Annotated in this window: 29 protein-coding genes; 19 read left to right on the top strand and 10 right to left on the bottom strand. The window is 59.6% G+C overall.

Features of this window, described 5'->3' with window-relative positions; genetic code table 11:
• Positions 1-40: 40 nt before the first annotated feature.
• The 6 genes from DHN60_RS01990 to DHN60_RS01965 all read left to right on the top strand — a co-directional run bounded on the left by DHN60_RS01990 (position 41) and on the right by DHN60_RS01965 (position 5,588).
• Positions 41-1,747 (top strand): acyl-CoA dehydrogenase, encoded by a 1,707-nt coding sequence (locus tag DHN60_RS01990; RefSeq protein WP_108835574.1) that lies wholly within the window; start codon positions 41-43, stop codon positions 1,745-1,747.
• 16 nt (positions 1,748-1,763) lie between these two features.
• A complete protein-coding gene (locus DHN60_RS01985; protein ID WP_234423507.1) occupies positions 1,764-2,798 on the top strand; it encodes an MBL fold metallo-hydrolase in 1,035 nt (344 codons plus the stop codon).
• A 4-nt stretch (positions 2,799-2,802) separates the two neighbouring features.
• The gene (locus DHN60_RS01980; RefSeq protein ID WP_108835573.1) at positions 2,803-3,261 is read left to right on the top strand and encodes a DUF6173 family protein; all 459 of its coding nucleotides are present in this window, start codon (positions 2,803-2,805) and stop codon (positions 3,259-3,261) included.
• A gap of 75 nt (positions 3,262-3,336) precedes the next feature.
• Positions 3,337-3,471, top strand: a complete 135-nt coding sequence (locus DHN60_RS01975) for an aa3-type cytochrome c oxidase subunit IV (RefSeq protein WP_108835572.1) — start codon at positions 3,337-3,339, stop codon at positions 3,469-3,471.
• Between the two features lie 29 nt (positions 3,472-3,500).
• Positions 3,501-4,106 carry a hypothetical protein gene (locus tag DHN60_RS01970; RefSeq protein WP_108835571.1) on the top strand — a complete coding sequence of 202 codons (606 nt, stop codon included), beginning with the start codon at positions 3,501-3,503 and terminating at the stop codon, positions 4,104-4,106.
• 198 nt (positions 4,107-4,304) lie between these two features.
• Positions 4,305-5,588: an NADH:flavin oxidoreductase/NADH oxidase family protein gene (locus DHN60_RS01965; RefSeq protein WP_108835570.1), complete on the top strand. Its 1,284-nt coding sequence runs from the start codon at positions 4,305-4,307 to the stop codon at positions 5,586-5,588.
• 270 nt (positions 5,589-5,858) lie between these two features.
• Here the strand turns inward: DHN60_RS01965 and DHN60_RS01960 are convergent, their stop codons facing one another.
• Positions 5,859-6,416 carry a response regulator transcription factor gene (locus DHN60_RS01960; RefSeq protein WP_108835569.1) on the bottom strand — a complete coding sequence of 186 codons (558 nt, stop codon included), beginning with the start codon at positions 6,414-6,416 and terminating at the stop codon, positions 5,859-5,861.
• 209 nt (positions 6,417-6,625) lie between these two features.
• On the opposite strand from DHN60_RS01960, the gene DHN60_RS01955 reads away from it, so the two are divergent.
• Complete coding sequence (locus DHN60_RS01955; protein ID WP_108835568.1) at positions 6,626-7,945, top strand: AarF/ABC1/UbiB kinase family protein; 1,320 nt, start codon at positions 6,626-6,628, stop codon at positions 7,943-7,945.
• Positions 7,946-8,304: 359 nt separating this feature from the next.
• On the opposite strand, the gene DHN60_RS01950 is transcribed toward DHN60_RS01955, so the two are convergent.
• Together DHN60_RS01950 and DHN60_RS01945 are read right to left on the bottom strand one after the other, a co-directional pair.
• Entirely contained in the window at positions 8,305-8,628 is a 324-nt protein-coding gene (locus tag DHN60_RS01950; protein WP_108835567.1) for an AzlD domain-containing protein, read from the bottom strand.
• Entirely contained in the window at positions 8,625-9,359 is a 735-nt protein-coding gene (locus DHN60_RS01945) for an AzlC family ABC transporter permease (RefSeq protein WP_108835566.1), read from the bottom strand. The genes DHN60_RS01950 and DHN60_RS01945 overlap by 4 nt, the downstream gene beginning before the upstream one ends.
• Positions 9,360-9,410: 51 nt before the next feature.
• Between DHN60_RS01945 and DHN60_RS01940 the strand changes: the two genes are divergently transcribed.
• The 4 genes from DHN60_RS01940 to glp all read left to right on the top strand — a co-directional run bounded on the left by DHN60_RS01940 (position 9,411) and on the right by glp (position 13,576).
• On the top strand, positions 9,411-10,301 hold the full coding sequence (locus DHN60_RS01940) for a formate dehydrogenase accessory sulfurtransferase FdhD (protein ID WP_108835565.1): 891 nt from the start codon (positions 9,411-9,413) through the stop codon (positions 10,299-10,301).
• 82 nt (positions 10,302-10,383) lie between these two features.
• Entirely contained in the window at positions 10,384-10,986 is a 603-nt protein-coding gene (mobA, locus tag DHN60_RS01935) for a molybdenum cofactor guanylyltransferase MobA (RefSeq protein WP_108835564.1), read from the top strand.
• Entirely contained in the window at positions 10,983-11,474 is a 492-nt protein-coding gene (mobB, locus tag DHN60_RS01930) for a molybdopterin-guanine dinucleotide biosynthesis protein B (RefSeq protein WP_108835563.1), read from the top strand. The genes mobA and mobB overlap by 4 nt, the downstream gene beginning before the upstream one ends.
• Positions 11,471-13,576 (top strand): gephyrin-like molybdotransferase Glp, encoded by a 2,106-nt coding sequence (gene glp, locus DHN60_RS01925; RefSeq protein ID WP_108835562.1) that lies wholly within the window; start codon positions 11,471-11,473, stop codon positions 13,574-13,576. Before mobB ends, glp begins: the two co-directional genes overlap by 4 nt.
• Positions 13,577-13,579: 3 nt before the next feature.
• On the opposite strand, the gene DHN60_RS01920 is transcribed toward glp, so the two are convergent.
• From DHN60_RS01920 to DHN60_RS01905, 4 genes are all read right to left on the bottom strand, one after another.
• Positions 13,580-13,939, bottom strand: coding sequence for a RidA family protein (locus tag DHN60_RS01920; protein ID WP_159089082.1), 360 nt, complete (start codon positions 13,937-13,939; stop codon positions 13,580-13,582).
• On the bottom strand, positions 13,936-14,952 hold the full coding sequence (locus tag DHN60_RS01915) for a hypothetical protein (protein WP_108835560.1): 1,017 nt from the start codon (positions 14,950-14,952) through the stop codon (positions 13,936-13,938). The genes DHN60_RS01920 and DHN60_RS01915 overlap by 4 nt, the downstream gene beginning before the upstream one ends.
• Before the next feature lie 4 nt (positions 14,953-14,956).
• A complete protein-coding gene (gene greA, locus DHN60_RS01910) occupies positions 14,957-15,427 on the bottom strand; it encodes a transcription elongation factor GreA (RefSeq protein ID WP_108835559.1) in 471 nt (156 codons plus the stop codon).
• A 166-nt stretch (positions 15,428-15,593) separates the two neighbouring features.
• A complete protein-coding gene (locus DHN60_RS01905; protein WP_108835558.1) occupies positions 15,594-15,983 on the bottom strand; it encodes a VOC family protein in 390 nt (129 codons plus the stop codon).
• A gap of 74 nt (positions 15,984-16,057) precedes the next feature.
• On the opposite strand from DHN60_RS01905, the gene soxR reads away from it, so the two are divergent.
• The 5 genes from soxR (at position 16,058) to DHN60_RS01880 (ending at position 22,853) form a co-directional block, all read left to right on the top strand.
• Positions 16,058-16,513: a redox-sensitive transcriptional activator SoxR gene (gene soxR / locus DHN60_RS01900; protein WP_108835557.1), complete on the top strand. Its 456-nt coding sequence runs from the start codon at positions 16,058-16,060 to the stop codon at positions 16,511-16,513.
• Between the two features lie 89 nt (positions 16,514-16,602).
• Positions 16,603-18,315, top strand: coding sequence for a hypothetical protein (locus DHN60_RS01895; RefSeq protein WP_108835556.1), 1,713 nt, complete (start codon positions 16,603-16,605; stop codon positions 18,313-18,315).
• A 142-nt stretch (positions 18,316-18,457) separates the two neighbouring features.
• Positions 18,458-20,107: an electron transfer flavoprotein-ubiquinone oxidoreductase gene (locus DHN60_RS01890; RefSeq protein WP_108835555.1), complete on the top strand. Its 1,650-nt coding sequence runs from the start codon at positions 18,458-18,460 to the stop codon at positions 20,105-20,107.
• A gap of 117 nt (positions 20,108-20,224) precedes the next feature.
• Positions 20,225-21,940: a tetratricopeptide repeat protein gene (locus DHN60_RS01885; protein ID WP_306415963.1), complete on the top strand. Its 1,716-nt coding sequence runs from the start codon at positions 20,225-20,227 to the stop codon at positions 21,938-21,940.
• Positions 21,927-22,853, top strand: coding sequence for a 4-(cytidine 5'-diphospho)-2-C-methyl-D-erythritol kinase (locus DHN60_RS01880; protein ID WP_108835554.1), 927 nt, complete (start codon positions 21,927-21,929; stop codon positions 22,851-22,853). The genes DHN60_RS01885 and DHN60_RS01880 overlap by 14 nt, the downstream gene beginning before the upstream one ends.
• Here DHN60_RS01880 and DHN60_RS01875 read toward each other — a convergent pair.
• On the bottom strand, positions 22,829-23,827 hold the full coding sequence (locus DHN60_RS01875; RefSeq protein ID WP_108835553.1) for a polyprenyl synthetase family protein: 999 nt from the start codon (positions 23,825-23,827) through the stop codon (positions 22,829-22,831). The two genes, DHN60_RS01880 and DHN60_RS01875, sit on opposite strands and share 25 nt — an antisense overlap.
• Before the next feature lie 55 nt (positions 23,828-23,882).
• Here DHN60_RS01875 and DHN60_RS01870 point away from each other — a divergent pair, with 55 nt between their 5' ends.
• The 3 genes from DHN60_RS01870 (at position 23,883) to DHN60_RS01860 (ending at position 25,095) form a co-directional block, all read left to right on the top strand.
• On the top strand, positions 23,883-24,098 hold the full coding sequence (locus tag DHN60_RS01870; protein ID WP_108835552.1) for a DUF2007 domain-containing protein: 216 nt from the start codon (positions 23,883-23,885) through the stop codon (positions 24,096-24,098).
• Positions 24,076-24,819 (top strand): tRNA1(Val) (adenine(37)-N6)-methyltransferase, encoded by a 744-nt coding sequence (locus tag DHN60_RS01865; RefSeq protein WP_108835551.1) that lies wholly within the window; start codon positions 24,076-24,078, stop codon positions 24,817-24,819. Before DHN60_RS01870 ends, DHN60_RS01865 begins: the two co-directional genes overlap by 23 nt.
• A gap of 111 nt (positions 24,820-24,930) precedes the next feature.
• Entirely contained in the window at positions 24,931-25,095 is a 165-nt protein-coding gene (locus DHN60_RS01860; protein ID WP_108835899.1) for a YdcH family protein, read from the top strand.
• Here the strand turns inward: DHN60_RS01860 and DHN60_RS01855 are convergent.
• On the bottom strand, positions 25,092-25,958 hold the full coding sequence (locus DHN60_RS01855) for a DMT family transporter (protein WP_108835550.1): 867 nt from the start codon (positions 25,956-25,958) through the stop codon (positions 25,092-25,094). The genes DHN60_RS01860 and DHN60_RS01855 overlap by 4 nt on opposite strands.
• Positions 25,955-26,902 carry a transcriptional regulator GcvA gene (locus DHN60_RS01850; RefSeq protein ID WP_108835549.1) on the bottom strand — a complete coding sequence of 316 codons (948 nt, stop codon included), beginning with the start codon at positions 26,900-26,902 and terminating at the stop codon, positions 25,955-25,957. Before DHN60_RS01850 ends, DHN60_RS01855 begins: the two co-directional genes overlap by 4 nt.
• Positions 26,903-26,964: the final 62 nt, after the last annotated feature.

The following is a 26,964-nucleotide window of genomic DNA, read 5'->3' as shown; positions in this document are numbered from 1 at the left end:
CGCGCTTGCCAAGCCATTACGACCATTGGAGCCCACCCAAATGCCCTATCGCGCCCCTGTTGATGACTATTCCTTTCTGTTCGACCACATCGTCGGGCTGGATCAGGTCATTGCGACGGATCGGTTCGCCGAGGCCACGCCTGACGTCACATCCGCAATCCTGACCGAAGCAGGAAAGCTGTGCGAAGAGGTGATGGCGCCCCTGCAACGCCCCGGCGATTTGCACCCGGCCCATCTGGAAAACGGGGTTGTGCGGACGTCTCCGGGCTATGCCGACGGATACAAAGCCATTGCAGAAGGGGGCTGGGTCGGGATGGCGGCAGACCCCGAATATGGCGGCATGGGGCTGCCGATGACAGTGACCTCTGCGGTGAACGAGATGATGAGTGCGGCGTGCCTGTCGCTGCAACTTGCACCTCTCATGTCACAGGGACAGATCGAGGCGTTGGAGCATCACGCCAGCGATGCGATCAAGGAATTGTACCTGCCCAAACTGATCTCGGGCGAGTGGTCCGGCACCATGAACCTGACCGAACCCCAAGCGGGATCGGATGTGGGCGCGCTGACCAGCAAAGCCGAAGACAACGGCGACGGCACGTTTAGCGTCACAGGTCAAAAGATCTACATCTCTTGGGGTGACAACGACTTTACGGACAATGTTTGCCATCTGGTGCTGGCCCGCCTGCCCGGCGCACCCGCCGGGACCAAAGGGATCAGCCTGTTCCTCGTGCCACGCAACATCCCCGATGAGAACGGAAATGCGGGCGTGGCCAATGCGCTCAAGGTTGTCAGCCTTGAACACAAGATGGGCCTGCACGGCTCGCCGACCTGCGTGATGCAATATGACGGGGCCACCGGGTGGATGGTCGGCGCCGAAGGGGGCGGCATGGCCGCCATGTTCACCATGATGAACAACGCGCGGCTTGGGGTTGGCGGACAAGGTGTGGGCGTGGCCGAAGGCGCGTATCAGCACGCGCTGGCCTATGCGCTCGACCGCAAGCAAGGCAAGACCGATGGCGACACTGGCACAATCATTGACCACGCTGATGTGCGCCGGATGCTGATGACCATGCGCGCCGAGACTTATGCGGCGCGCGGCATTGGCCTGATGTGTGCTGTGGCAATCGATATGACAACAGCCACGGGTGATCCGCGCTGGAAATCCCGCGCAGCCCTGCTGACACCCATTGCCAAGGCATTTGGCACGGACATCGGCAACGAGGTCGCCAATATGGGCATTCAGGTCCATGGCGGCATGGGCTTTGTCGAAGAAACCGGGGCGGCCCAATACGCCCGCGACGTGCGTGTAACCACGATCTACGAGGGCACCAACGGCATTCAGGCCATGGACCTTGTGGCGCGCAAGATGATGGACGGGGGCGACGCGGCCAACCTTATCCTGGACGAGATCGAAGCCGCCGCCGAGGCGGCGCGCGATACCTTGCCCGACCTTGCCGAGCCTGTCTGGCAAGCCAGCGAATCCTTGCGTGAAACAACTGAGTGGTTGGTCAAACAGGATCACCGGACCCGCTTTGCCGGGGCCGTGCCGTATCTGCGGGCTTTTGCCCGTGTGCTGGGGGGGCATGTGCATCTGATGTCCGCAGTGGCAGACGCAGACGGGGCACGCGGCAAAGTGGCCGCCTTCTACATCCAACGTCTGTTGCCCGAACATGGTTCGCTGCTGGCGCAGACGCAGGCAGGCGATCAGGACCTTTTCGGCATGACACCCGAAGAGTTCGCGGCCTGACGCAGTGGCAGACGGAGTGGCCACAGGCCTGAGATACCCATGGACGACACCGCCCAAGGGGGACGACGCGATCGAGGTCGCGCCCGGCGTACTTTGGATGCGTCTGCCTTTGCCGATGAAACTGGATCATGTGAACGTCTATGCGTTGGATGATGGTGACAGCTGGACGGTGATCGACACCGGGTTTTCGTCCAACACGACCAAACGAATCTGGTCCATGCTGATGAACGGGCCAATGGCGGGCAAGCCGGTCGCCCGCGTGATTGTCACCCATCACCATCCCGACCACGTGGGCCTTGCGGGCTGGTTTCAGGCCGAATTTGACGCAGAGCTGATCACCACCCGCACCGCATGGCTGTTTTCCAGGATGCTAAGTCTGGACGTGCAAGCCACTCCGACCCCCGAAACGCTCGCCTTCTGGCGCAGCGCGGGGATGGACGCCGACACCTTTGAAAAACGCACTGCTGAACGGCCTTTCAACTTTGGCGATGTGGTCGAAGCGATGCCGCTGGGGTTCACCCGCATCCAACAAGGCGACACGATTGAAATGGGTGGGCGCAAATGGGACATCCACATCGGCAACGGGCATTCACCCGAACATGCGACGTTTTGGAGCAGGGACGACAATCTCGTGATCTCCGGGGATCAGATCCTGCCCTCGATCAGCCCCAACATCGGGGTCTACGCGACGGAACCCATGGCAGACCCGATTGGCGAGTGGCTGGAGGCCTGCGAGCGTTTAAAGGAACTGGCGCGCGACGACCAACTGGTGCTCGGCGGGCACAAGCTGCCCTTTACCGGCCTGCCCACGCGCATGCGGCAGTTGATCGACAACCACCACGGGGCGCTGGCGCGGCTCCTGGACTTTATTGATACCCCCAAATCTGCGACCGAATGCTTTGCCCCGCTGTTCAAACGCAGCATCGGCGAGGCTGAATATGGTCTGGCACTGGTTGAAGCCGTTGCGCATCTGAGCCACCTTTACCAAGATGGAAAAGCCATGCGGACGCGGCGCGACGACGGGGCGTGGGTCTATCAGCGCAAGGGGTAAGGCCATGGACGACAAGATCAAAACCAGCGCCGAGGCGGCAGAATCAGCGGCCTTGCCGCGCTGCCACGAGGTGCACAGCGACCCCAAGGCACCCAATATCGCCACCAAACCCGTTCCGGACGCGGTGTCAAAGACACCAACCGACAAGAAAAGTCCGGCTCAATGGGCTTACGAACGCATCGTGATGTACCTCAAGAACTTCGAAGAATCGCTCGACAACGAACACGAGGTGGCCATGGGGTTTACCGGTGGGGACGCAGGCGTGCTGCGGATCGAGGGGATGGGATATTTTGACCCTGATATCGTGACATTCTATGGCAGTGACCCCACGGGGGCCAAAACCCAGCTGATTCAGCATGTCACACAAACGAATGTGATGCTGCGTGCACTGCCCAAGGCGGTAGAACAGGCCGAGCCCAATCGAATCGGCTTTCGCCTCGCGCAGGACCTCGAAGAGACGTGATGCGGCAAACTCGCAAGTGACAGCGCCCGCGCGATGCGCTAAAGCGCGAAACTAGGCAAGTGAAAGGGATCAAACATGGCAGAGCACAAGCACGGCGAGATGGACATCAAAGAAAACGAAAAGACCTTTGATGGGTTCATGCAGTGGGTCACGTGGAGCGTGATCGTGATCCTTGTGATCATCGTAGGCATGGCCATATTCATCACCTGAGTGATCCAGACAGGGTGGGAGTGATTGTGATGCGTATGTTTGCCGCCTTTGCGATGCTTCTGTTGTGCGCGGCCTGTGCGCAACCGCCCGAAATTCCATACGCATCCGACGACCGGGTGAAGAGGTCAGCCTACCGCGCGTCCGGACCTGATACGATTACCGTCATAACGGTTGTCAGCAATCGCACCGGCAAGGGCGCGCATACGGCATTGTTGATCAACGGGGCGCAGCGGGTGATATTCGACCCCGCAGGGTCCTTTGTGAACGACCGGGTGCCCGAGCAGGACGACGTGCTCTATGGCGTCACGCCCGCAGTGCTTCAGGGCTACAAAAGCGCCCACGCCCGCAGCACTTTCCACGTGGTGAGCCAGACATTGGAAGTGACACCCGAACAGTCAGCAGTTGCACTGCGACTGGCGATGTCCAACGGAGCAGTGCCACGCGCATTCTGTACCAGCGCGACCACGGGTCTGTTGCGGCAGGTCCCCGGATTTGGTGATATCGAGCAGGTCATGTTCCCAGCCCGGCTGATGGAACAAATCGCCGCGCGTCCCGATGTGGTCGAAGAAAAGTACTTCGAAGACGACGAGGGCGGTATCGTCGACGGTATCGAAGGCATCGTTCTGCCAGACTAAGGGGGGTGGACCCCACGCGCGCTCACGCTCAAACACAGTATCAAGGCGGCGGGCCATCTGATCGGCGTGCCGCAAAAGTCACTTTGGCGACATGTCTCGCCTCGCAATTGTGTTTGCGACCAGCGCCCTCATAAGGCACGCTCCCCCAGACCCTATTTTCGTCAATTCCTTTCCCCGGTCTGAGTGGTGTTTAACGCAATGACAAAACCAAGCTACGCCGACCCGCTCGATCTGCCCTGCGGCGTGCGCCTGAAAAATCGGTTCTGCAAAAGCGCGATGACCGAAGCGCTCGCGAACGCGGATGACGCACCCAACACAGCACATCAAACGCTCTATGAACGCTGGTCACATGGCGGCATGGCCGTGAACGTGACGGGCAACGTGATGGTGGACCGACGTTACCTCGAACGGCCCGGCAATGTGGTGGTCCAGGACGAAAGCGTCCTGCCTGCGCTGACAGACTGGGCGCAGGCCGCCAAGACGGGCGGCAGTCAAATCTGGATGCAAATCAGCCATCCGGGGCGGCAATGCCCGATCGTTGTGAATATGCGGCCGTTGTCTCCATCTGCCGAAAAGCTGCGCATTCTTGGCCTGTTCGGAAAACCCAAGGCGATGACGACAGAAGATATCAAAGATGCCATTCAGCGCTATGCCACCACGGCCGGCTTGGCCAAAAAGGCAGGCTTTGATGGCGTGCAAATCCACAGCGCACACGGCTATCTCATCAGTCAGTTCCTGTCGCCAATTATCAATCAACGCAGCGATGAATGGGGCGGGGCACTTGAAAACCGCGCACGGTTCCTGCGGGCGGTCTACGCGGCAACGCGGGCCGCTGTGGGCGCGGACTTTCCCGTCGCGGTCAAGCTCAATTCAGCCGACTTCCAAAAGGGTGGATTTACGCTCGAGGACAGTTGCCAAGTTGCCCGGTGGCTCGAAGAGGACGGGATCGATCTGATTGAACTGTCTGGCGGCACCTATGAACAGATGAGTTTCGTCAACGGAACCGAAGAACAACAGCGCGACAGCACCATCAAACGAGAGGCATATTTTCTGGAATATGCCCGCGAAGTGCGCCGCGCAGTGCGCGTCCCGCTGATGGTCACCGGGGGCTTTCGCAGCAGTGCTGCGATGGCCCATGCAATCGCTGAGGATGGAATCGACATGATCGGTCTGGCGCGCCCTTTGTGTGTTCAACCCGATGCGGTGGCAGGGTTGATTGACGGATCGCTAGACACGATTGGGATCAAAGAAGACGGGCTGGTCGTCGGGCAGGGACGGTTCGGGGTGAATGCGACGAACTGGTTCATAAAACTCATCAACGCGGTCTCGAGAGTCGAGTATTTCGCATGGCAGATGACCCGAATGTCTCGAGGTGATATGCCCCAAACAGACGCGCGGAATAACGCGATCGGGACCTTTCTATGGTACCTCAACCGGACAACCCTGATGGGCGTGCGCCGAAAGTTTGCGCGCCACTCCTAGGGCCACCTCTTTGCGCGCGTCAGAGCCCAGCGATGGAAGAACGGAAGGCACCTTGCGTTGTTAGGCATGGAACCGGTCGACGTCGCGTGTGGCGAACCTGCGTTCCTTTAGTCTGGGGGCCACTTGGCAATATGGCTGTAGTTAGCCACTGGCATTCAGCTGGCGCGTCCAAACACGGCAGACACCCTTCCAATCCTTAAAAACAATGCGCGCAACAGCGTGTCGCGCCGCCCACCGGGGCGCATGGCCTGCAAGACAATCATATCTGTTTTAGCGCGCCGCATCTGCCATCACCCCGTTACGTTTGAGAATGCGTTGCAAGGTGCGGCGATGCATGTTGAGCAGGCGCGCGGCCAAAGACACGTTGTGACCGGCCTCCTGAAACACCGCTTCGATGTGTTGCAGCCGGGCATTTTCAGGTGTCACAGGGTTTTCGGGTGCCGGGGGCGTTTGATCGGGCGGGGTCAGCAGGACATCGACGATTTCATCCGCCGTTGCTGGTTTTGACAGGTAATCAACGGCCCCAATGCGGGCGGCGGCCACGGCTGTTGGGATATCGCCATATCCCGTCAGTATCATGGCGCGCGCTGTCGGGTCGGCGCTCTCCAACGCTTTAACAACATCAAGGCCATTGCCATCCTGCAAACGCAGATCGACGATCGCGAAACCGAGGGCGTTCTCGGATATAGCGCGAAGCCCACCTGCGACGCTCGACGCTGTGTGCACCTCGAAACCGCGCTTTTCCATAGCCACTGCCATGCGGGCACGCAGGGCATCGTCATCTTCAACGATCAGCATTGTTTTTTCGTCTGTTGCGGACATCATCATTACTCCTTTGCAAAAGGTACGACAGGCGGGCCTCGCTGGATTTGCATCGCGTCAATCCGTCGCGAGGGGGGGGATGACCGACGCACAGTGCCACCCGTCCTGCCCACGCGCCCATTGGGGCGTCCGCGACATATCCCGGCGACGCCTGCCTTTGCTCAGGTGGGCCGCGACCGCTTGCCTTTTTGCGCTCTCGGCACAGGTTGGCGGTGATGAACGAGCGCGCGCAAACCTCTCGCCCCCTGCCGGTGCCATCCGGACGCCTGAACCGCTTTACACGGCTGGGGACCATGACAGCAGGGATCGCTGGAAATATGGCGATCCAAGCTCTGAGCGAAGTCGGTCGCGGAACCCGTCCTGATATGCGCAGCCTGTTGATGACCCCGGCCAATATGCGCCGGATGGCCGATCAACTGGCCCGAATGCGCGGGGCGGCGATGAAAGTGGGCCAGCTTATTTCGATGGACGCGGGCGACGTGCTGCCGCCTGAACTCGCCGATATCATGGCGCGCCTGCGCGATCAGGCGCACTTTATGCCGCCGCGCCAACTCAAACAGGTGCTGAGCAAGAACTGGGGGGGCGACTGGCTGCGCGCGTTCAAGCGTTTTGATGTTCACCCGATTGCGGCGGCCAGCATCGGACAGGTGCACCGGGCCCTTTTGCGCGATGGGCGGGATCTGGCGATCAAGGTGCAGTACCCCGGAATTGCGCGCAGCATCGACAGTGACGTGGCCAACGTCGCAGGCCTGATCCGAATGTCTGGCTTACTGCCAAAAGGGTTCGACTTCGCGCCCTATATCGAAGAGGCACGCACCCAATTGCATGAAGAGACGGATTATGTCCGCGAGGGTGCACACTTAACGCACTTTGCCAGACTTCTGGCAGGCGATGATGATTTCCAAGTGCCAGCCCTCCAACCGGATTGGAGCACAGGTGACATCCTGACCATGTCATATGTGCAGGGCAGTCCGATTGAGGCAGCCATCCAAAAGCCCCAAATTGAGCGCAACCGCATTGCCAGCGTGCTGATCGACCTGACCCTGCGTGAACTCTTTGAATTCGGCGTCACACAAAGCGATCCCAACTTTGCCAACTACCGTTACAACCCGGACACAGGCAAAATCATCCTTCTCGATTTTGGGGCCACCCGGTATCTGGATCCGGCCCTGACCCAGAGCTACCGCGACCTGATGCGCGCGGGTCTCGCGGCGGACACCGCAGGGCTGCGCACGGCGGCCATCCGGATGCAATTCATTGACGGCGACGGCCCGTTTGATGCGCGTATCCTGTCCATGATCGAAGCCGTGTTCGCAGCTCTTCGCAGCGACGGGCCATTTGATTTTTCTGACCGATCCCTGTCCAAGCAGCTGACACGCGAAGGCGCAGCCCTCGCCCAAGCGGGCTATGTTCCGCCGCCCTTGCCAATGGACAGTCTGTATCTACAGCGCAAGTTTGGCGGCATGTTCTTGTTGGCAGATCGCCTTGGTGCATCTGTTCCGGTCAGGGATCAGCTCGCGCGCTTTGTAAGCTAAAGCGGTCTGGCAAAGGCCCAGCTGCCGCCGCAAAGAGAGCAGATCGGGATCAAGCCAAAGGCACGATCAATCTCCAGTGCGCTCCTCATCCGGGATTGGCGATTTGGCGGGCCTCTGCGCGACGGGCCTGCGCGCGGATATCCTTGATCTCTAAAGCCCCCGGAACGAGGCGTTTCACCCATCGCGCGTTGGTGTCAAATCGGCGGTTGTGATGATGCCGAGACAGTCAAAACAGACATCTTCCAAGCGCTTCCATGCCACGCGATAATTGGTGTAAACCTGAAGAACAGGTTAATTGGCCTCTGTAACCCATTGAATTTGTTATGGTGGAAAGGTGTCCCAGCGTGGGACAGTCCGGGTCATCCCAGGATGTAGACCAGCAAAAACAATGTCGCTGCACCCGCCCCAATGGCGGCAAAAACATTGCGGGTCCAGATGCCCACACCCAGCGTGACCACCGCCGCGCCCAAACGGGTCGGATCAGTGGTGCCACCCTCGCCAGAATAGACCACCAGCGGGGCCACAAGGGCCGGAAGGATCGCCACAGCCGTATAACGCAGGTGCCGCACCAGCCACGCCGGCAGCGGCCTGTCCCCGACAAACCCAAGGAAGGCAAAGCGGAGCAGAAAGCTGCCGATGCCAAGGCCAAAGATCACAATCCAGAGGGTATCCTTGTCCATCATTGGGGATCCTCATCTACGGGCAGCATCGGATCGGCGCGCAGCCAAACCTCAGCCTGCGCGCCCGCGATCATACCCGCCATGCCCGCCACGATCAGACCAAGCGAGTAAGGTATGGACACGGCTAGCAGCGCCACCACCACCGCCACCCCTGCCGCGATCAGATGGGGCAGGGTGCGCATCATCGGAGCCACCATCGACAGGAATGCAATCGGCAGGGCAAAATCGATTGGCAGGCCGACGGGCAGCGCTGTGCCAATGGCTGCACCCGCATAGCTGCACCCGAACCACACGATCAGCACCAAGAGGCAAGTCCCGAAATAATAAGCCATCCGTTGAGGTATACTCATCGATGCGTCTGCCTCGAACTTGGCATGGCTGAGCGCATAACTTTGATCCACCAGCAGGTACGCAGCGAACGCCCTTTGCCAGAGCGGGGCGCGTCCCAGATAGGGGGTCAGAGCCGCCGAATACATCGCCACCCGCAGGTTTACCGCAAGCGCCGAGAGTAGCACGATCACTGTCGGCGCCTCGTCCTGCATCAGTTGCAACGCAGTGAACTGGGCCGCCCCAGCGATCACCACGACCGAGAAACTGATTACCTCGAATATGCTCAACCCCGCCTCGGTTGCGATCACCCCGAACAGCAGCGCAAAGGGTCCAGCCACAAAGATGAACGGAGCGCCGTCGCGCACGCCCGCCCAAAAGGCGGATTTGGTGGTGGTGAAGGGCATGAAGGGGCCTTAGGTTGGTCTGAAACAAGGCTTAGCTGTCCGGCAGGGGGGATGCAATTGGCGCGCGAATATGACACCACCGACTATCTGATTGCGCCTGATCCGCAGGCAGCGCGATTGACCCGTCGCGTGGTCGGCCACGATCACACCGGGGCTGCCACCGAAATTGCGGTGATCGAAGAGCGCCCACTCACGATTTTCCTGAATGGTCAGGAGATTGTCACTGCGATGACCATTGGCGACTACCCCGACTATCTGGCCCTTGGGTTCCTGCGAAATCAGGGAATGTTGGGTGCGGGCGAAGAAGTCACCGGCGTCGATTACGATGACGAGTTGGAAACGGTTGTGGTTCGCACGGCAACGCCGACCAACCACGAAGAAAAGCTGAAGAAAAAGACCCGCACCAGCGGCTGCGCGGTCGGAACGGTCTTTGGGGATATGATGGAGGGGCTGGAAGGTTTGACCTTGCCTGCCACACCTTTGCGCACCTCGGACCTTTATGCGCTGGCCACGCGGATCAACCGGACGCCGTCCTTGTATCTGGAAGCGGGCGCGATTCACGGCACGGTGCTGTGTCAGGGGGATCAGCCACTGGTCTACATGGAGGATGTGGGTCGTCACAATGCGGTCGACAAAATTGCGGGCTGGATGATGGCAACTGGAACGGCACCGGATGACAAGGTGCTGTATACCACCGGTCGCCTCACGTCCGAGATGGTGATTAAGACGGCAATGATGGGGATCCCTGCTTTGGCGTCCCGCTCAGGCTTTACCGCTTGGGGAGTTGAGATCGCGCGCGAGGTGGGTCTGACTCTGATTGGGCGGATGCGCGGACAACGCTTTGTCTGCCTGAGTGGAGAAGAACGGCTTGTGCGGGACGCGGACCCGGATGCTGTGCCACAAGAGGCTTCAAAGCAACGGCGCAAGGGAGCTAGAGCGTGACTGTGCGGCGAGGCGGGGTTTGTTTGGAAGAAAACGGCCCAAAATACACCGATTTGCCTGCCCAATTTGCAGGGTTTTCGCGATGAATGCGCCGCTGGGGGTGATTTTGGCCGGAGGGCAGGCGACGCGTATGGGGGGCGGAGACAAGGGCCTTTTGCGGCTTGGAAAGGCGACCCTGCTGTCGCATGTTATTGAACGGTTGTCTCCGCAAGTTGATGGGCTTGCGCTGAATGCGAATGGGGATGCGGACCGGTTTGCAGGTCTAAACATCCCGGTGATTGCAGACAGCGTAGACGGATTTGCAGGTCCGCTTGCCGGCGTGCTTGCGGGGTTGGATTGGGCTGCCGCACAGGGTGCCGAAACCATAGTAACAGCCGCGGCAGACACGCCGTTCTTTCCCTGCGATCTTGTCCCCAGCCTCCAGTTGGCGGCAGAGGGCATGGCACATCCGATGGTTCTTGCCGCGACCCCTGATCCAAAGCGCGGACAGGCACGCCACCCGACCTTTGGGCTTTGGCCCGTGGCCTTGCGCGATGATTTGCGCGCGGCCCTAAACGCAGGCGTGCGCAAAGTTGTCCAATGGACCGACCGGCACGATGGTCGCCTTGCCGTGTTTCCGGATGAGGCCGCTTTTTTCAACGTTAATACGCCAGAGGATCTGGTGCGCGCCGAGGCAATGTTATGAGAATTTATGGCGTTGTTGGTTGGAAGAACGCAGGCAAGACTGGTCTGATGGAACGATTGGTCACTGAAATAACGGGTCGTGGCATCACCGTTTCCACGGTCAAGCATGCCCATCATACCTTTGACGTCGATCATCCAGGCAAAGACAGTCATCGCCACCGCGTTGCAGGTGCCAGTGAAGTGCTGCTGGCCTCACGCAACCGCATTGCGCTGATGCAGGAACTGCGCGGAGCAGATGAACCGCCCCTCGAGGCGTTGCTGGCCCGTCTCAGTCCGGTCGATCTGGTGCTTGTGGAGGGATATAAACGCGACGCCCACCCCAAAGTGGAGGCGCACCGCGCAGAGACCGGCAACCCGCTGATCGCGCCGGGCGATCCCACCATCCGCGCTGTTGCAAGCGATACGCATCTGGAGCTGGACCGTCCGGTGTTCGACCTTAATGACACGCGTTCTGTCGCTGATTTCATACTGACCGAGGTCGGGCTGTGAGCGGCTTTGACCGGGTCATTGTTGTCGATTGGTCCGCCTCCAAGGCGCCTTCGCCCAAAGTGCCTTCGGCCGATGCGATTTGGATCGCGGTTCAGGCAGGGGGCCAGACCACGTGCACCTATCACCGCACGCGGGCGGATGCGATGGCCACGCTTTGTGCTGAGTTCGATGCAGCTATCCTTGCCGGGCAGCGGGTGTTGGCGGGTTTTGATTTTCCCTTTGGCTATCCGGCGGGCTTTGCCCGCGCGGTGACAGGGACCAGCGACCCCTTGGCCCTTTGGGGGAATCTGGCAAAGTGGATCAAGGATGCGGATGACAACGCGAACAATCGCTTTGAGGTGGCGGGCGACTTGAACCGGTTGTTTCCGGGTGTGGGGCCGTTTTGGGGCTGCCCTGCGGCTATTGCAGATGATGTTCTGCCTGCCAAAGGGAGCGCCCGGCATGGGCACGGCATGACCGAGCGTCGAAAGATCGAGACGCTGATCGCATCTGCGCAGCCCTGTTGGAAGCTTTACACCACGGGTTCTGTTGGCTCTCAGGCACTGCTCGGGATCGCCCGTTTGCAGGGCTTGCGCGAACGCTACGGCGCGGCTCTTTCGGTTGCCCCGTTTGAGGCGCCAGATACGCCGATTGTACTGGCCGAGGTGTATCCTTCGCTTTTGGCTGCGGAGATTGCTGCGCGTCAGGGCGTGGACGAGATCAAGGATCGCGCGCAGGTGCGGGTGACGGCGCAGGCGTTGGCCGGTGTCCCGGGCGAACAGATGGATGTGATGCTGCGCGAAGGGGATACGGAAGAGGGATGGATCCTCGGGGTGGGCCACGAGGATGCCTTGCGCGCAAGCCTTGAGCGTGCCCCCGTGCCACCCCTAAAGAACGACTGTTTTGCCTTGCCGCCGGGCGTGCATTGGACCCCCGTTGATAAGGCGTTGGCCGATCTGAGGCAGCGTCTGGGGCCGGTCGTAGGGTCCGAGACCGCGCCGGTGAATGCGGCATTGAACCGGGTTTTGGCGGCTCACGTCATAGCCCCGCGCGCCCATCCTCCGTTGCCGAATACGGCCGTGGATGGGTATGGTTTTGCAGGGGGCAAGGCGGAGAGCGTGCATGACATGCCCGTGATTGCCGCGCAAATGACTGCCGGGCGCACGCCAGATTTTGAAGTGCCGTCAGGATCTGCGGTACGCATCCTGACTGGTGCGGCGCTTCCGGGGGGCGTCGACACGGTGATCTTGCAAGAGGATGTGCAGCGCACCGGGGGTCGCATTTCATTCCACGGGCCGATCAAGGCGGGTGCGAACACCCGTGCAGCAGGTGAGGATGTGGAGACCGGGGCCTGCGTGGTGAGCGCTGGGCGACGGTTGACTCCGGCAGATCTGGCGCTGCTGAGCGCTGTGGGTGTGGGAACGGTATCGGTGCGCGCGCCTTTGCGCGTTGGGGTTTTGTCCACGGGGGATGAGTTGGTTGCCCCCGGTTCAGACGCTGGCCCGGGCCAAATCTATGATGCGAACCGGCCAATGCTGTTGGGCCTGATAGACCGGCTTGGGCATGTGGGCATTGATCTTGGCCACGTCAACGATGACCGCACAGCACTTTCGGGCCGATTTGACGATGCAGCGGCCCGTGTTGATGTGATTGTGACCAGTGGTGGGGCGTCGGCGGGGGACGAAGATCACGTCTCGGCCCTTCTTAATGCATCAGGTCACATGGCGCTGTGGCGCATCGCTATCAAACCCGGACGCCCGTTGGCCTTGGGGATGTGGCAGGGCGTGCCGGTCTTTGGTCTGCCGGGCAATCCTGTGGCGGCGATGGTATGCACGCTGGTCTTTGCCGCTCCTGCGCTGGCGCAGATGGCAGGTGCCGGGTGGTCAGCGCCGCAGGGGTTCGACGTTCCGGCCGGCTTCGAAAAACGCAAAAAGGCGGGGCGACGGGAGTTTCTGCGCGCCCGGACGCGCGACGGACGGGTCGAAGTGTTCCAGTCGGAAGGATCTGGGCGGATCAGCGGGTTGTCCTGGGCCGAGGGCCTTGTGGAGTTGCCCGACGACGCACTTCATGTGCGGCCCGGTGATCCGGTGCGGTTCATTCCGTGGAGTGGGTTTGGGGCGTAGCCGTCACAGACCTTGCGCGATCACTACAACTTCGATCAGGTATCCGGTTTCCAGCCCGACACCGACACAGGCGCGTTGCGGCCAGTTTGCCTCTGCCCCGATCCAATCCCGCCAAACCGCGTCCATCTGCGGTTTCAGCGCTATGTCGCTAAGGTAAACGGTGGCCTGCAACAGGCGGGTTCGGTTGCTGCCCAGTTCTTCGAGTAAACGGTCAAGGTCGTGCAGGGTATTGCGGGTCTGGGCCGCGATTCCGTCCGCACATTCCGGGTCGGTGGCAACTGCATAGACATACCCATCCGAGGCCACGGCATCACTGCGTCCGGTCCCCGGCGCTGGGATGCGCGTGATGGGCGGTGGCGTCAATCGAATGTACCCGCAACACGCCCCAAGAGCATAAAGGCCCGCGCGGTGCGCGTGTCGCTGAGGGCGGCGATGTCTTCATCGCTTGCATTCTCTACAAAAGCAGAGATCGTTTGATCGAAACGGCGCAAAAAGTGGTGGGCTGCATCGCGAAAGATCGGGTCCTGCTTCATCCGTCCGGCTGTCAGAGCCAGCGAAGAACGGTCCCGCACACCACCCAAAGCTGCCACCGGTCTCCCGCGTTCGCCACCGGCAAACTGACGCCATACTTCTGGGCGCGCCCGGTCGGGGCGCAGATCGTCCATGTAGATGCCATCCTGGCTGAGGAGCGTCAGAATATCCTGCGCAGCCTGCACAAGTTGGGCCGTGGTGCGATCCAGCATGGCCTTGCGCAGAGCGGCAAAGCCTTCCTCGTCCTCGGTTGTTTCGGGGAAGTTGAGGGCGCGGATGAAATCATCAATCTCCAGAGGCAGTGCCATGTCTTCGGCACTGGTGCCTAGGGCGAGGGCCGGTTGATCGCCGCTATCGACAGGGGGTGCGGCAGAGCGTGGCGTGGGATCCGCCTCCCTCCGCGACTGGAACGTAGCCAGCGCCGTTTCGGTCTTGCGGGTTGCCGCAGCGATCTCGTCCAGTTTGCGCGCCACAGACGCCTCGGACTTGACCCCGGCACCCTGCGCTTGTGCGATGTAGGTTTGGCGGATGGCATCGATGGCGGCCTGCAGCCGCTGGCTTTCCTCGCGCATCACCCGGCTTGATCTTGCCGCTGTGGCTGCAACCCAAATCATTGCGATGGGCATGAAAACGGCCAGCATCGTGATCAGAAAGCGGAAACCCTCGAACCCAGTCGTATCAGCGCCCGTATCGGTCAGCAGAAAGAACGCCGCCGCGCCGAGCAACCAAAGTGCGGACATGACCAATGCCACGACTTCAATCGAAGTCACGGTGGCCTGTTGCGGCTTGTCATAGATCCCGAGCGGAGTCGGTCGGGATGCGGGGGGTGTTGTTTCGTCGGCCATGGCCTCAGCTATAGCTGATTTTCAGTACTTCATAGGACTTTTCACCGCCCGGTGTGCGTACTTCGACACTGTCGCCCTCTTCTTTGCCGATAAGGGCACGGGCAATCGGCGATTTGATGTTCAAAAGGCCCTTTTCGATGTTGGCCTCATATTCGCCAACGATCTGATAGGTTTTTTCCTCATCCGTGTCCTCATCCACGAGTGTCACTGTCGCGCCAAACTTGATCGCACCGGACATTTTGGCAGGATCGATGACGTCGGCCAGAGAGATTACCCCTTCGAGTTCCTTGACCCGCCCCTCGATAAAGGACTGCTTTTCCTTTGCGGAATGATATTCGGCGTTTTCGGACAGATCCCCATGTTCGCGCGCCTCGGCGATCGCCTTGATGATGGCGGGCCGTTCGACGGACTTGAGGTGTTTCAGCTCGGTTTCCAGAGCCTGTGCCCCTGCGCGGGTCATTGGGATCTTTTCCATGGGCGTCGTCCAGATAAGGTGCGGCGGCCCCGGTGTGGAGCCGCCGATATAAGTTCATACCCAATACCTGACCCAATGAAGCAGGGGAATGCAAGCGGATTTGATCGCTGCCGTGCCCGTGTGCCAAGTACTCATCTTGAACGCCCTAAAACATGGGCGCAGCCGGTCAGTCGTATTGCACCACCTCGTATTCGATGCCGTCATGATCGTGAAAGTAGAACCGCTGCCCCGGTTCGTAGTCATAGTGTTCGCCGGGCTCAAAGCCGGTTTCGGCCACCCGGGCACGCATGGTGTCAATGTCATCCACGACGACTGCAATGTGGTTAAGGCCGCCGGTTGTGGTGTAGTTGTCTTCGCGCGCGTTCAACCCGCCTTCCTTGGGCACATAGAGTGCAAGGTAGTGGTTTTCGGTGCCCACATGGACCGAATAGCCCACTTCGCGCGATCCTCCAGTCCAGCGGACGTGCCAACCAAACAGGTCGCACATCCATTTGGCGGTCGCATCGGGGTCGGTCACGGTAAAGTTGGTGTGTTCAAGCTGAGCGGCGTTGGCCATTTTGACTTTCCTTTCGAAGTTGATGAGGGCAGTGTCCCACCTCAAGTTAACTTGAGGTCAAGAGGTTTTTTCGCATGAGTGCAGCCGAGGGTTTGAGCATCGGTGAGATTGCAGCACGCACCGGTCTCGCTGTGTCAGCAATCCGATACTACGAAGAAGAAGGGCTGATCGCCCCGTGGCGCAACTCAGCAGGACGCCGGCGGTTTCAGCGCGCCGACATCCGGCGCTTGAGCTTTGTCATGATCGCGCAGCAGTTTGGATTCACTCTGCCGCAGATCCGGGTAGAGCTGGATCGTCTGCCCCGCCACCGCGCCCCCACGAAAGCGGATTGGACGCGCATAAGCAAAACGTTTCGCAGTGGTCTCGATACTCGAATTGCCCGGTTGGAAAAGCTGCGCGATACGCTTGATGGCTGTATCGGCTGTGGCTGCCTGAGCCTTGAGGCATGTGCCCTTTACAACCCCAAAGATCGCGCAGCCGAGCGTGGGACGGGGCCGCGGTACCTGTTGGGCGATAGCCCGGACAAATAACGCGCATAGGTGGAATTTCTTGATCGCGGCGTCTGCCCGGTCTAGCGTTTAGAGATATTTATTGCGTTTTTCATTTTGGAGATTTTTGTATGGTCAAGACCTCGGACATGCGGTGGTTCAAGGAGACTTTCTGGGCTGAATTAAAGGCCGCAATCGACGGCACCGTTTTTGACCCTGACATGGTCAGCGCCATCGCCTGTCAGGAAACTGGCAGTCTGTGGGCGCCTATGCGCGACAAGGGGCTGTCAAAGGACGAAATCGTGCGTCTGTGTTGCGGTGATACGCTGGATGCACCAAACCGCAGCGCTTTTCCCAAGACTCGCGGCCATCTTGAGGCGGAACCGCGCGGCAAAGAGATGTTCAATATTGCGCGCAAAGCACTGCTAGATATGTCCGAACACGTGCCCGGCTATGGGTTTGCGAAGAAACGTAAAAACAAGTTTTGCCATGGCTATGGGGTGTTTCAGCTGGATCTGCAGTTCTTCAAGGTCGAGCCTGAGTACTTCCTTGAACGGCGGTACGAACAGTTTTCCGAAACACTCGGGCGCGCCATGCGCGAGCTAAAATCCTGCCAGAAAAAGCGCGGGTTGCAGGATCGGACTTCGATCACGGATTTTGAATTTGTGACCATCGCCATCACTTATAACACCGGGCGGTTTCGCCCCAACAAGGGGCTGAAGCAGGGGCATTTCGACGGAGCCAAGCATTACGGCGAGCATATCAACGACTATGTGGCGCGCCTGCGCCAGATTGCAGTGCCCGATGGTCCGGCGGTTGTGGTGCCTGACGACGGCCAGACTGTTCTTCCTCCGCTGCGCCCCCCGCAAGCAACTGGGCCATGGCTGGTTGTTGACACATCGACCACGACCCTGCGGTTGCGCAGTGAGCCGGAGGTCAGCAGCCCCGCGACTAAGAACGTGATTGCCGATTTGCCCGACGGCTGGCCAGTGCGGGCCTTTGGAACAAAATCGCAGAATGGGTTTCGGGAAGTTGAGGCGGATCTGTCGGGGACAGTTTTTCGTGGCTTTGCGTTTGCCGATTTTCTGGCGGATGCGACCCCCGCCGCCCCGATGGAACCAATTGCACCGCTGGAGCCTTTGGAACCTCCTGCCAAGCACGCGGTAGAGCCGGTTTGGATGCCCCGCAAATCTGCATTGATCACCAAACGCACAGAACAGGCAGGGGCCCATTCTTTGAATGAACAGGGAATGCCGGGGCGCGGAGGGACGACGCCCGAGATGCTGCGCGCCAGTATTCACGATGTGATCGCGTTCCTGAATCCGGAGAACACGGCGCGACATGCGCGCTATGCCCCGCGCGGGCGGCTCACCTTTTGCAATATTTACGCCCACGACTTTTGTGCGCTTTGCGGGGTCTATTTCCCTCGGGTTTGGTGGATGGAGGGGGCATTGGGTGCGATTGCGAGAGGCGCCGAGGTCAAGCCACTTTATGGCAACACGATCAAGGAAATGCGCGCCAATGATTTGTTCCGCTGGCTGGCGGACTATGGCTCTGGTTTTGGCTGGCAACGCATCGCGTCCACAACGGAATTACAAAATCATGCAAATCTGGGGGCGGTGTGCATGATCATTGCACGGCGCAAGAATGATGGGGCGTCGGGGCATGTGTCGATGGTGGTTCCGGAATCCAAAAACCATCGCGCCCGCCGACTGCCGGGCGGGCAGGTATCGGCACCCCTGCAAAGTCAGGCGGGATCGCGCAACTTCAATTATGACGCCGGGCGGACAGACTGGTGGAAGTCCGACAAATTCGCCGACAGTGCCATGTGGGCCCACGCCTGAGCCGCAGTGCTGTGACCCATCGCAGCACCGGATCATTTTACGCGGTGTCGCGATTGCATCGTCTGCGCACCTGCGCTAGCCAATTCCAAATGTTTTTCGCGCAAGGCTGCCTTGCGCCTGCGATATCAGAGAGTGGACGAACATGGCCGAGATAGAACGCGAAGCAATGGAATATGACGTGGTAATCGTGGGTGCTGGCCCCGCGGGCCTGTCGGCAGCCATTCGTCTCAAACAGCTTGATGCTGATCTGAACGTCGTTGTTTTGGAGAAAGGGTCAGAAGTGGGCGCGCACATCCTGTCGGGTGCGGTGCTGGACCCTTGTGGTCTTGACGCACTTATCCCTGATTGGAAAGAAAAAGGCGCGCCGCTGAACGTGCCCGTCAAGGAAGATAAGTTTTATATGCTGGGCGAGGCGGGGCAGATCCGTATCCCCAACTTTCCCATGCCGCCCCTGATGAACAACCACGGCAACTACATCGTATCGATGGGGAATGTGTGTCGCTGGATGGCCGAGCAGGCGGAGGAACTGGGCGTCGAAATTTTCCCGGGCATGGCCTGTTCTGAACTGGTTTATGGTGAGGCCGGAGAAGTCAAAGGCGTGGTCGCTGGTGTCTTTGGTCTGGAAGCGGACGGGTCCATTGGTGAAGGCACAGAACCCGGCATGGAGCTGCATGGCAAATACGTGTTCCTGTCCGAAGGTGTACGCGGGTCGCTCTCCAAAGAAGTGATCGCGAAATACGATCTGGCCAAGGACTCGGAGCCTCAGAAGTACGGCCTTGGCATGAAGGAAATCTGGGAAATTGACCCCGACAAGCACAAGGAAGGGTCCGTTACCCACACCATGGGCTGGCCGCTGGGCAAGAACGCGGGCGGTGGATCTTTCATCTATCACCTTGAGAACAATCAGGTTTACGTCGGGTTTGTGGTGCACCTGAACTACAAGAACCCGCACCTGTTCCCTTACATGGAGTTCCAGCGCTTCAAACATCACCCGATGGTGGCCGAACTGCTCAAGGGCGGCAAACGGGTGGCCTACGGCGCGCGCGCGATTTCTGAAGGTGGATACCAGTCCATGCCCAAGATGGTCGCGCCCGGCGTGGCGTTGCTTGGCTGTTCCGTGGGCATGGTCAACGTCCCCCGCATCAAGGGCAACCACAACGCGATGCTTTCGGGCAAAGCGGCTGCGGAGGCGGCGTTCGATGCGATCAAGGCGGAGCGTTCCGGCGATGAACTAACCGATTATGAGAGCGAAGTCCGCGATGGCGACATTGGTGCAGACCTGAAAAAAGTGCGCAACGTCAAGCCGTTGTGGTCAAAATATGGCCTGATGGCATCGCTTACGCTTGGCGGGTTTGACATGTGGACGAACACGCTTGGCTTTTCTTTGTTCGGAACGCAGGCGCATGGCAAGAACGACGCGGACGCGACCGAAGAGGCGTCCAAGCATACTGCCATTGATTACCCCAAACCGGATGGAAAGCTGTCCTTTGACCGCCTGACCAACGTGGCCTTCAGCTTTACCAACCATGAAGAAAGCCAGCCTGCGCATTTGCATCTGACAGACGCGGACGTGCCCGTGAAATCGAACCTTGCCAAATACGCAGGTCCCTCGGCGCGCTATTGCCCGGCAGGTGTTTACGAGTTTGTCGAGGAAGAGGGCAAAGACACCCGCTTTGTGATCAATTTCCAGAATTGCGTGCACTGCAAGACCTGTGACATCAAGGACCCGGCGCAGAACATCACGTGGACCACGCCACAGGGCGGTGACGGGCCGAATTATCCCAATATGTAAGCTATGTGCGTGTCGCACCCTGCGACACGCTAACCATTTCGCGAGGTCACGTTGCACCCGGTGTCAGACGTGTTAGCGTAGCGTCAACTCGAGCTCTCACATAACAGGTGCCCCCCCGTGATCCGCACGCTTCTCATTTGTACTGCATTGACCACCAGCCTTTTTGCCTCGCCTCAGATCGTTGCTGCGGATTCGCTGTCCGGTGCATATTTGGCGGGGCGCCAAGCGGCGATCCGAGACGACTTCGAGGCGTCATCGCGCTATTATACCGCTGCTTTGGCCCGCGACCCATCCAATGTGGGGCTGATGGAGGACACCATTGCCACGCAACTGGCCATGGGTCGTATCGACCGCGCCTTGCCGATCGCCAAGTTGCTTGAGGGGAAGGGCATTCGCAGTCAGGCCGCGCATATGACGGTCATCGCCGACATGTTTGCGCGCGAAGCCTATGACGATTACCTGAACCGCAATGTAGAAGCCGCCGGTATTGGGCCGCTGGTCGATGGCCTTTTGGGCGCATGGGCTATGATCGGGGCGGGTCGTGTTGAGGATGGTCTAGCAGAATTTGACCGGATCAGCGAAGAACGCGGTTTGCGCGGCTTTGCGCTTTATCACAAGGCTATGGCGCTGGCTTTGGAGGGGGATTTCGAGGCATCAGAGGCCATTTTTGCGTCCGAAGCGGGCCCTTTGCAGCGCACCCGGCGCGGCGCCATGGCGCGGGCGGAAGTGTTGTCGCAACTGGGTCGAAATGATGACGCGATCGCTTCTCTTGAGGCGGCGTTTGGTACTTCTTCAGACCCAGAACTGGCGACGATGCGGGACGGACTTGCCGCGGGTGACGTGATGCCGTTCACCCATGTGACTTCAGCCCGCGATGGCGCGGCAGAGGTGTTTTACTCTGTTGCAGGTGCGCTGCGCGCGGATGCAGGTGCCGATTACACGTTGATCTACGCGCGCCTTGCGCGTCACTTACGCCCCGAGCAGATTGATGCGCTGTTGCTGGTCGCGGATCTGCTCGAAGAGCTGGAGCAGTACGAACTTTCAGGGGCTGTTTACAAAGAAGTACCTGCGGACCACCCCGCCTTCCACGCCGCCGAACTGGGTCGCGTTGGCACCTTGCGCGAGTCCGGCAAGGTGGACGCGGCCATTGAAGTACTTGAGCAACTGGCAAAGCGGTTTGGCGACTTGTCAGTGGTCCATTCCACTTTGGGCGACGTGTTGCGACAGCAGGACCGGTTTGCAGAAGCCACCGGAGCCTATGACCGTGCTATTGATCTGACGCCAGAGGGGGCGAACGGGACGTGGTTCCTGTATTATGCCCGCGCCATAACGCTGGAACGCCAAGACGAATGGACCCGCTCCGAGGCTGATTTTCGCCGTGCCCTCGAACTGAACCCGGGGCAGCCGCAGGTGCTGAATTATCTAGGCTATTCGCTGGTGGAAAAGCAGATCAAGCTGGACGAAGCGCTGAGCATGATCGAGCAGGCGGTCGACGCGACCAATGGCGAAAGTGGCTATATCGTGGACAGCCTTGGCTGGGTTCTTTACCGCCTTGGCCGTTTTGACGAAGCCGTTGGCCACATGGAACGCGCAGTTGAACTGATGCCTGTCGATCCGGTGGTGAATGACCACCTTGGTGACGTCTATTGGGCTGTCGGGCGCGAACGCGAGGCGCAATTCCAGTGGATGCGCGCGCTTAGCTTTGTTGACCCCGAAGAAGTAGATGGCGAGGCAGACCCGGACCGCATGCGGCGCAAGTTGGAAGTCGGTTTGGATGTCGTGTTGGAAGAAGAAGGTGCGCCGCCTTTGAAAGTGGCGGATGACGAAGGATAAGGTCTCGGTCGAGGTCTTTGCTCCGGCCAAGATCAATTTGTGCCTGCATGTGACCGGCCAACTTGAGAACGGTTACCATCTTCTAGACACGCTGGTCGCTTTTGCGGACATCGGGGATGTCATCACAGTTTCAAGCACTGGGCCGGGTGCTCTTGCCGTGACAGGGCCCGAAGCGACGCCGGAACTGTCTAGCGACAACAACATCATGTGGCATGCGGCGCAGAAGTTTTGGCACCCGGACACTTATGTCTCTCTCGCTTTGGAAAAGCACCTGCCGATGGCGTCGGGCATTGGGGGGGGATCGGCAGACGCGGCCGCCACCTATCGCGGTCTGCTACGGCTGCGCGCAGCTTTGGAGGGGCAGGACATCCCGCGTGATCCAACCCGTCAGGATGCCCACGATCTGTTGGAAATTGGCGCGGATGTGCCGATGTGTGTTCTGAGCGAACCAGCCCGCGTGCGCGGGATTGGTGAGCAGATAGAGCCCATCACGGATTTTCATCCCTATCCGATTGTCCTGGTGAACCCGCGGGTTCAGGTGTCCACCCCGTCCGTCTTTTCACAATTGGCGACAAAGCAGAATGCGACCATAGAACCGTGGCCCGAGAGTTTTGAGGATCGTGACGCGGTGCTGGATTGGCTGAGCGCACAACGTAACGATTTGCAGGATGCGGCGGTCGGGGATTGTCCGTCCATTGGGGATGTGCTGGGCGCGCTGTCTGCGCACGAAACGTGCCGCCTTGCGCGCATGTCCGGATCGGGGGCGACGTGTTTTGGTCTGTTTGACCGCGTGCACAAGGCCGAAGCCGCAGCCGAAGAAATTCGGGCGGCACATCCAAACTGGTGGGTGCAAAGCGGACGTTTGAACGGCGGGCGGCGTGCCGCCCCTCAGTTAATCCGTTCCACAACGTAGTCGGCCAGATCGATCAACATGTCGCGCAAAGGATGCGCAGGCACGTCTGACATGGCGGCCTTGGCTTTGTCCGCCCACGCGATTGCGTTGTGTTGTGTCGCCTCCAAAGCACCGTGGCGGTGCAGCAGGTTCAGCGCGTGGTCTAAATCGCTTTCCTCTTGGTGGCCTTTTTCAATCGTGCGGGACCAGAAAGCGCGCTCTTCTGCGTCGGCCTTGGCCACGGCCTTGATCACAGGGAGGGTTAGTTTGCGCTCGCGGAAATCGTCGCCGACGTTCTTGCCTGTGGCGCTCGACTGGCCCTGATAATCCAGCAAGTCGTCCACGATCTGAAAGGCGACCCCAAGTGCGTCGCCATAGTCAAACAGCGCCTGCACGGTCGTCTTATCCGCGCCAGCGATGACCCCGCCAACTTCGGTCGCGGCAGAAAACAAAGCCGCCGTCTTGCCGCGCACCACTTGCAGATAAACTGACTCATCCGTCGCCAGATCCTGCGCTGCGGTCATCTGCAACACTTCGCCCTCGGCGATGGTCGCTGACGCGTCAGAAAGGATACGCAGCACGTCCATGTTGCCCGTCTCAGTCATCAACTGAAAGCTGCGCGAGAAAAGGTAGTCGCCAACCAACACAGACGATTTGTTGTCCCACAAGAGGTTTGCCGTGGGGCGCCCGCGGCGTTGCGCGCTTTCATCGACAACATCATCATGCAGTAGGGTGGCGGTGTGAATGAATTCCACCGTGGCGGCCAGATGCACGTGATAGGGGCCTTCGTAGCCACACATGTGCGCAGCTGCCAAGGTCAGCATGGGGCGCAACCGCTTGCCTCCCGCATCTACCAAATGACGGGTTACTTCGGGAATGCGCGGGGCGTGTTCCGACGCCATCCGGGTCTGGATCAGCGTGTTAACGGCGCCCATGTCGTCGGCCAGCCAATCCGCCAATCGATCATGCGGTTTTGCAATTGTGGAAGCGTCCATGCCCTTACCCCATTCCCCCTCGACATTTTGCGCGGGATGCTCCTACATCGATGATATGAAGGAACTTTTGCGCAGCACCGACCCAACCATTATCGCGTTTGCTTCGGCCCTACTTGAAGGCGAGGATATAGACTGCTTTCAGATGGACGTAAACATGAGCATCCTCGAAGGTGGCATAGGAATTTTCCCGCGCCGGCTGATGGTGCGAGAGGCGGATTACGATGCTGCATTGCGTGCGATGAAGGATAATGACATCGACCTTGGACACTGATCTTACGCGTGACGCGTTTCTGGGCGGGCGGTTGCACCTGTGGCAGCCGCGTTCGGGCTATCGGGCTGGAGTCGATCCAGTCTTGCTGGCCGCGTCTGTGCCTGCTCAATCGGGCGAGTCGGTGCTGGATCTAGGGTGTGGTGTCGGAGCGGCGGCCCTTTGTTTGGGGGCGCGGGTGCCGGGGCTTGATCTGATGGGGGTCGAGCAGCAAGCGGAATATGCCGCTTTGGCCGCGCGCAACGGATTGCCGGTCGCTGTTGGAACCGTGACGGACCTGCCAGACGAAGTCCGCTGCCGCAGCTTTGATCATGTTCTGGCCAACCCCCCATTTTTCGATCGAAAGTCTGGTCGAGAAGCAAGCGATGCCGGGCGTGAGGTGGCGCGCGGGTTGAACACGCCCTTGTCCGATTGGATCAAGGCCGGAGCCAAACGATTGCGCCACAAGGGATATCTGCACGTGATCCATCGGGCCGAACGCGTGCCCGATTTGCTCGCGGCGGCGCAAGGGCGGCTTGGTAGCCCCGAAATTTGGCCGATTTCCCCGCGTGTTGGCCGCGCTGCCGAATTGGTCATTTTCCGTGCCCGCAAAGATGGCCGCGCCAATTTTCGCCTTCACGCCCCGATTATTCTGCACGAAGGGGCGCAGCATCTGCGCGATGCAGACAGTTATGCGCCTGTCATAAGGGCGGTATTGCGCGAGGGCGCTGCGCTCGGGATTTAACCGATCCTTAACCCAAACCGCATTGACTTATCCACATTGTGCGTCTGCAGCGTGACATGGGGCCTATGTTGTGGTTTGCTGAAGATGCACTTTATCAGCAAGGAGAACTACATGAGCATCACTGCCCATCTCGAAGAGTTGAAAAGGAAGCATCGGACCTTGAGCGAACAGGTCGAAATGGCGCAACGCGCGCCGGGTGCCGACCAGGTCGAGGTTGCGACACTGAAAAAGCAAAAGCTGAAACTGAAAGAAGAAATCGCCCGATTGTCGGGTTAGCCCGCTTTCAGACTGGCGCGGGCTGCCAAGAGAGCGCCCGCAGTGATAAGGGCGGCAGCTACGGCCAATGACCATGTTGGGTTGGCAACGCCTGCCAGTATCAAGACAAGCGTAGACAGCAGCGGCGCGGCATAGGATGCCGTGCCCAACAGTTGTATATCTCCACGCTTGACCCCAATGTCCCAGACGTAAAAGGCAAGCCCAACGGGCCCGAGACCCAACAAAATTGCGCTGGTCCATCCTTTCGTGCCTATAGGCCAAGCCGTTGTTTCAAAGGCCAGATGCAGGGGCAGGGACAGCGCGGCACTTGCGATGCAAAAAATGGCAACCGATGCAGTGGGCACTGTGCCAAACCTGCGGGACATCACAGAATACGTGGACCAGGTCAGCGCACAGGATAGGGCAATCAGGTATCCCGTGATCGCCTCGGCTTGGAACCCGGCACCGCCACCAGTGACGATAAGGCCGGCGCCGGCAAACCCAACCAACGCGCCTATGACGTGACCTGCGCGCAAGCGTTCGCCGGGTAGCAGGCTTGAAAATAACACGATTAAGAGCGGCCAGAGGTATGCTATCAGGCTGGCCTCGGCTGCGGGTGCAAGGCGCAAAGCCGTGAAGTACAATGCGTGGTAGCCAAAAAGCCCCAATGTCCCGAGAAGGTAGACATGTAAGGGCACGGCGCGCAGTTGTTCCAGTCCCCCCGATGCCGCAGTCCAGATCAGTCCAAGCGTCCCGCCGATTGCGAAACATGTTGCATTCAAAAGGAACGGGGGTGTCGGTGCAGAACCAACGGTCAAAAGAGCAAGCACGCCCCACAACAGGACCGCGATAAACCCGACGAGCGTTGCGATCCCCTTTGTCATGGGCGCTGAAAGTCTGCGGAGGGCAGACGCGTCATAGCGTCAGTGATGTGGGCCGTCTTGGCGATTTCGGCGATGATCCAGTCGCGGAATGCGGCGATCTGGGGCCGTGCTTGTGCGCCATCAGCGCACAGAAATCGAAACCGCACACCTGTATCAAGAGCGATTGGGACGGGTGCAACCAGCCGGCCATCGTCCAAATCCTTGACGACTAGTGCGCGGCGACCAAGCACGACGCCAACGCCGGCAAGAGCTGCATCAATGGCGTGATCAGCCTGAGAAAACCGGGGACCCTGTGTTGGTGCAAAGTCGATTCCCTGCGAACGAAACCACGTTTCCCAATCTGCACGCGGTTTGAGAAAACTGATGCTGTCATCAAATATTAAAGGGGCTTTGGTTAGGCTTTTTGCCGTTGGATACTGTTCAGCCAGAGCGGGGGTCATCACCGGACAGATCCATTCTTCGGCCAGAGGGATCGAGTAAAGGCCGTTGTCCTGCCCATAGCCGAAGCGGATCGCCACATCGATTGCATCGCGCCCAAAGTCCATCATCTTTAGAGAGGCAGAAAAACGCAATTCGACTTCCGGATGCGCTTGGGCGAAGTCGTAAAGACGTGGGGCCAGCCATTTTGCAGTAAACGCCGGTCCGGCTGTGACGGTAAGTGTATGGTTATCCATCGTTCTTTCCGCGGCCCGCCATGCCGCAGCCAAGGATTGAAATCCAACTGAAGTCCCGGGGGCAAGGGCTTTGCCTGCGTCGGTCAGTTCCACCGCGCGGTTTAAGCGGCGAAAGACCTGAGTGCCCAAGTGCTCCTCGAGCGATTTGATCTGGAAGCTGAGTGCGGCGGGCGTGACGAATAATTCCTCTGCTGCCTTGGCAAAGGACATGTGTCGTGCGGCGGCGTCAAAGGCGCGCAAAGCGGTGAGAGGTGGCAATCTGTCTGACATGCTTCACACAAGTACAGCTTAACTGAAGTAAGGGAAAGTCTCGTTTGTCGGGCGGCGGTCAA

The organism is Tateyamaria sp. Alg231-49 (assembly GCF_900143535.1).
Classification (GTDB): Bacteria; Pseudomonadota; Alphaproteobacteria; order Rhodobacterales; family Rhodobacteraceae; genus Tateyamaria.
This window is presented reverse-complemented; position numbering and strand designations above follow the sequence as displayed.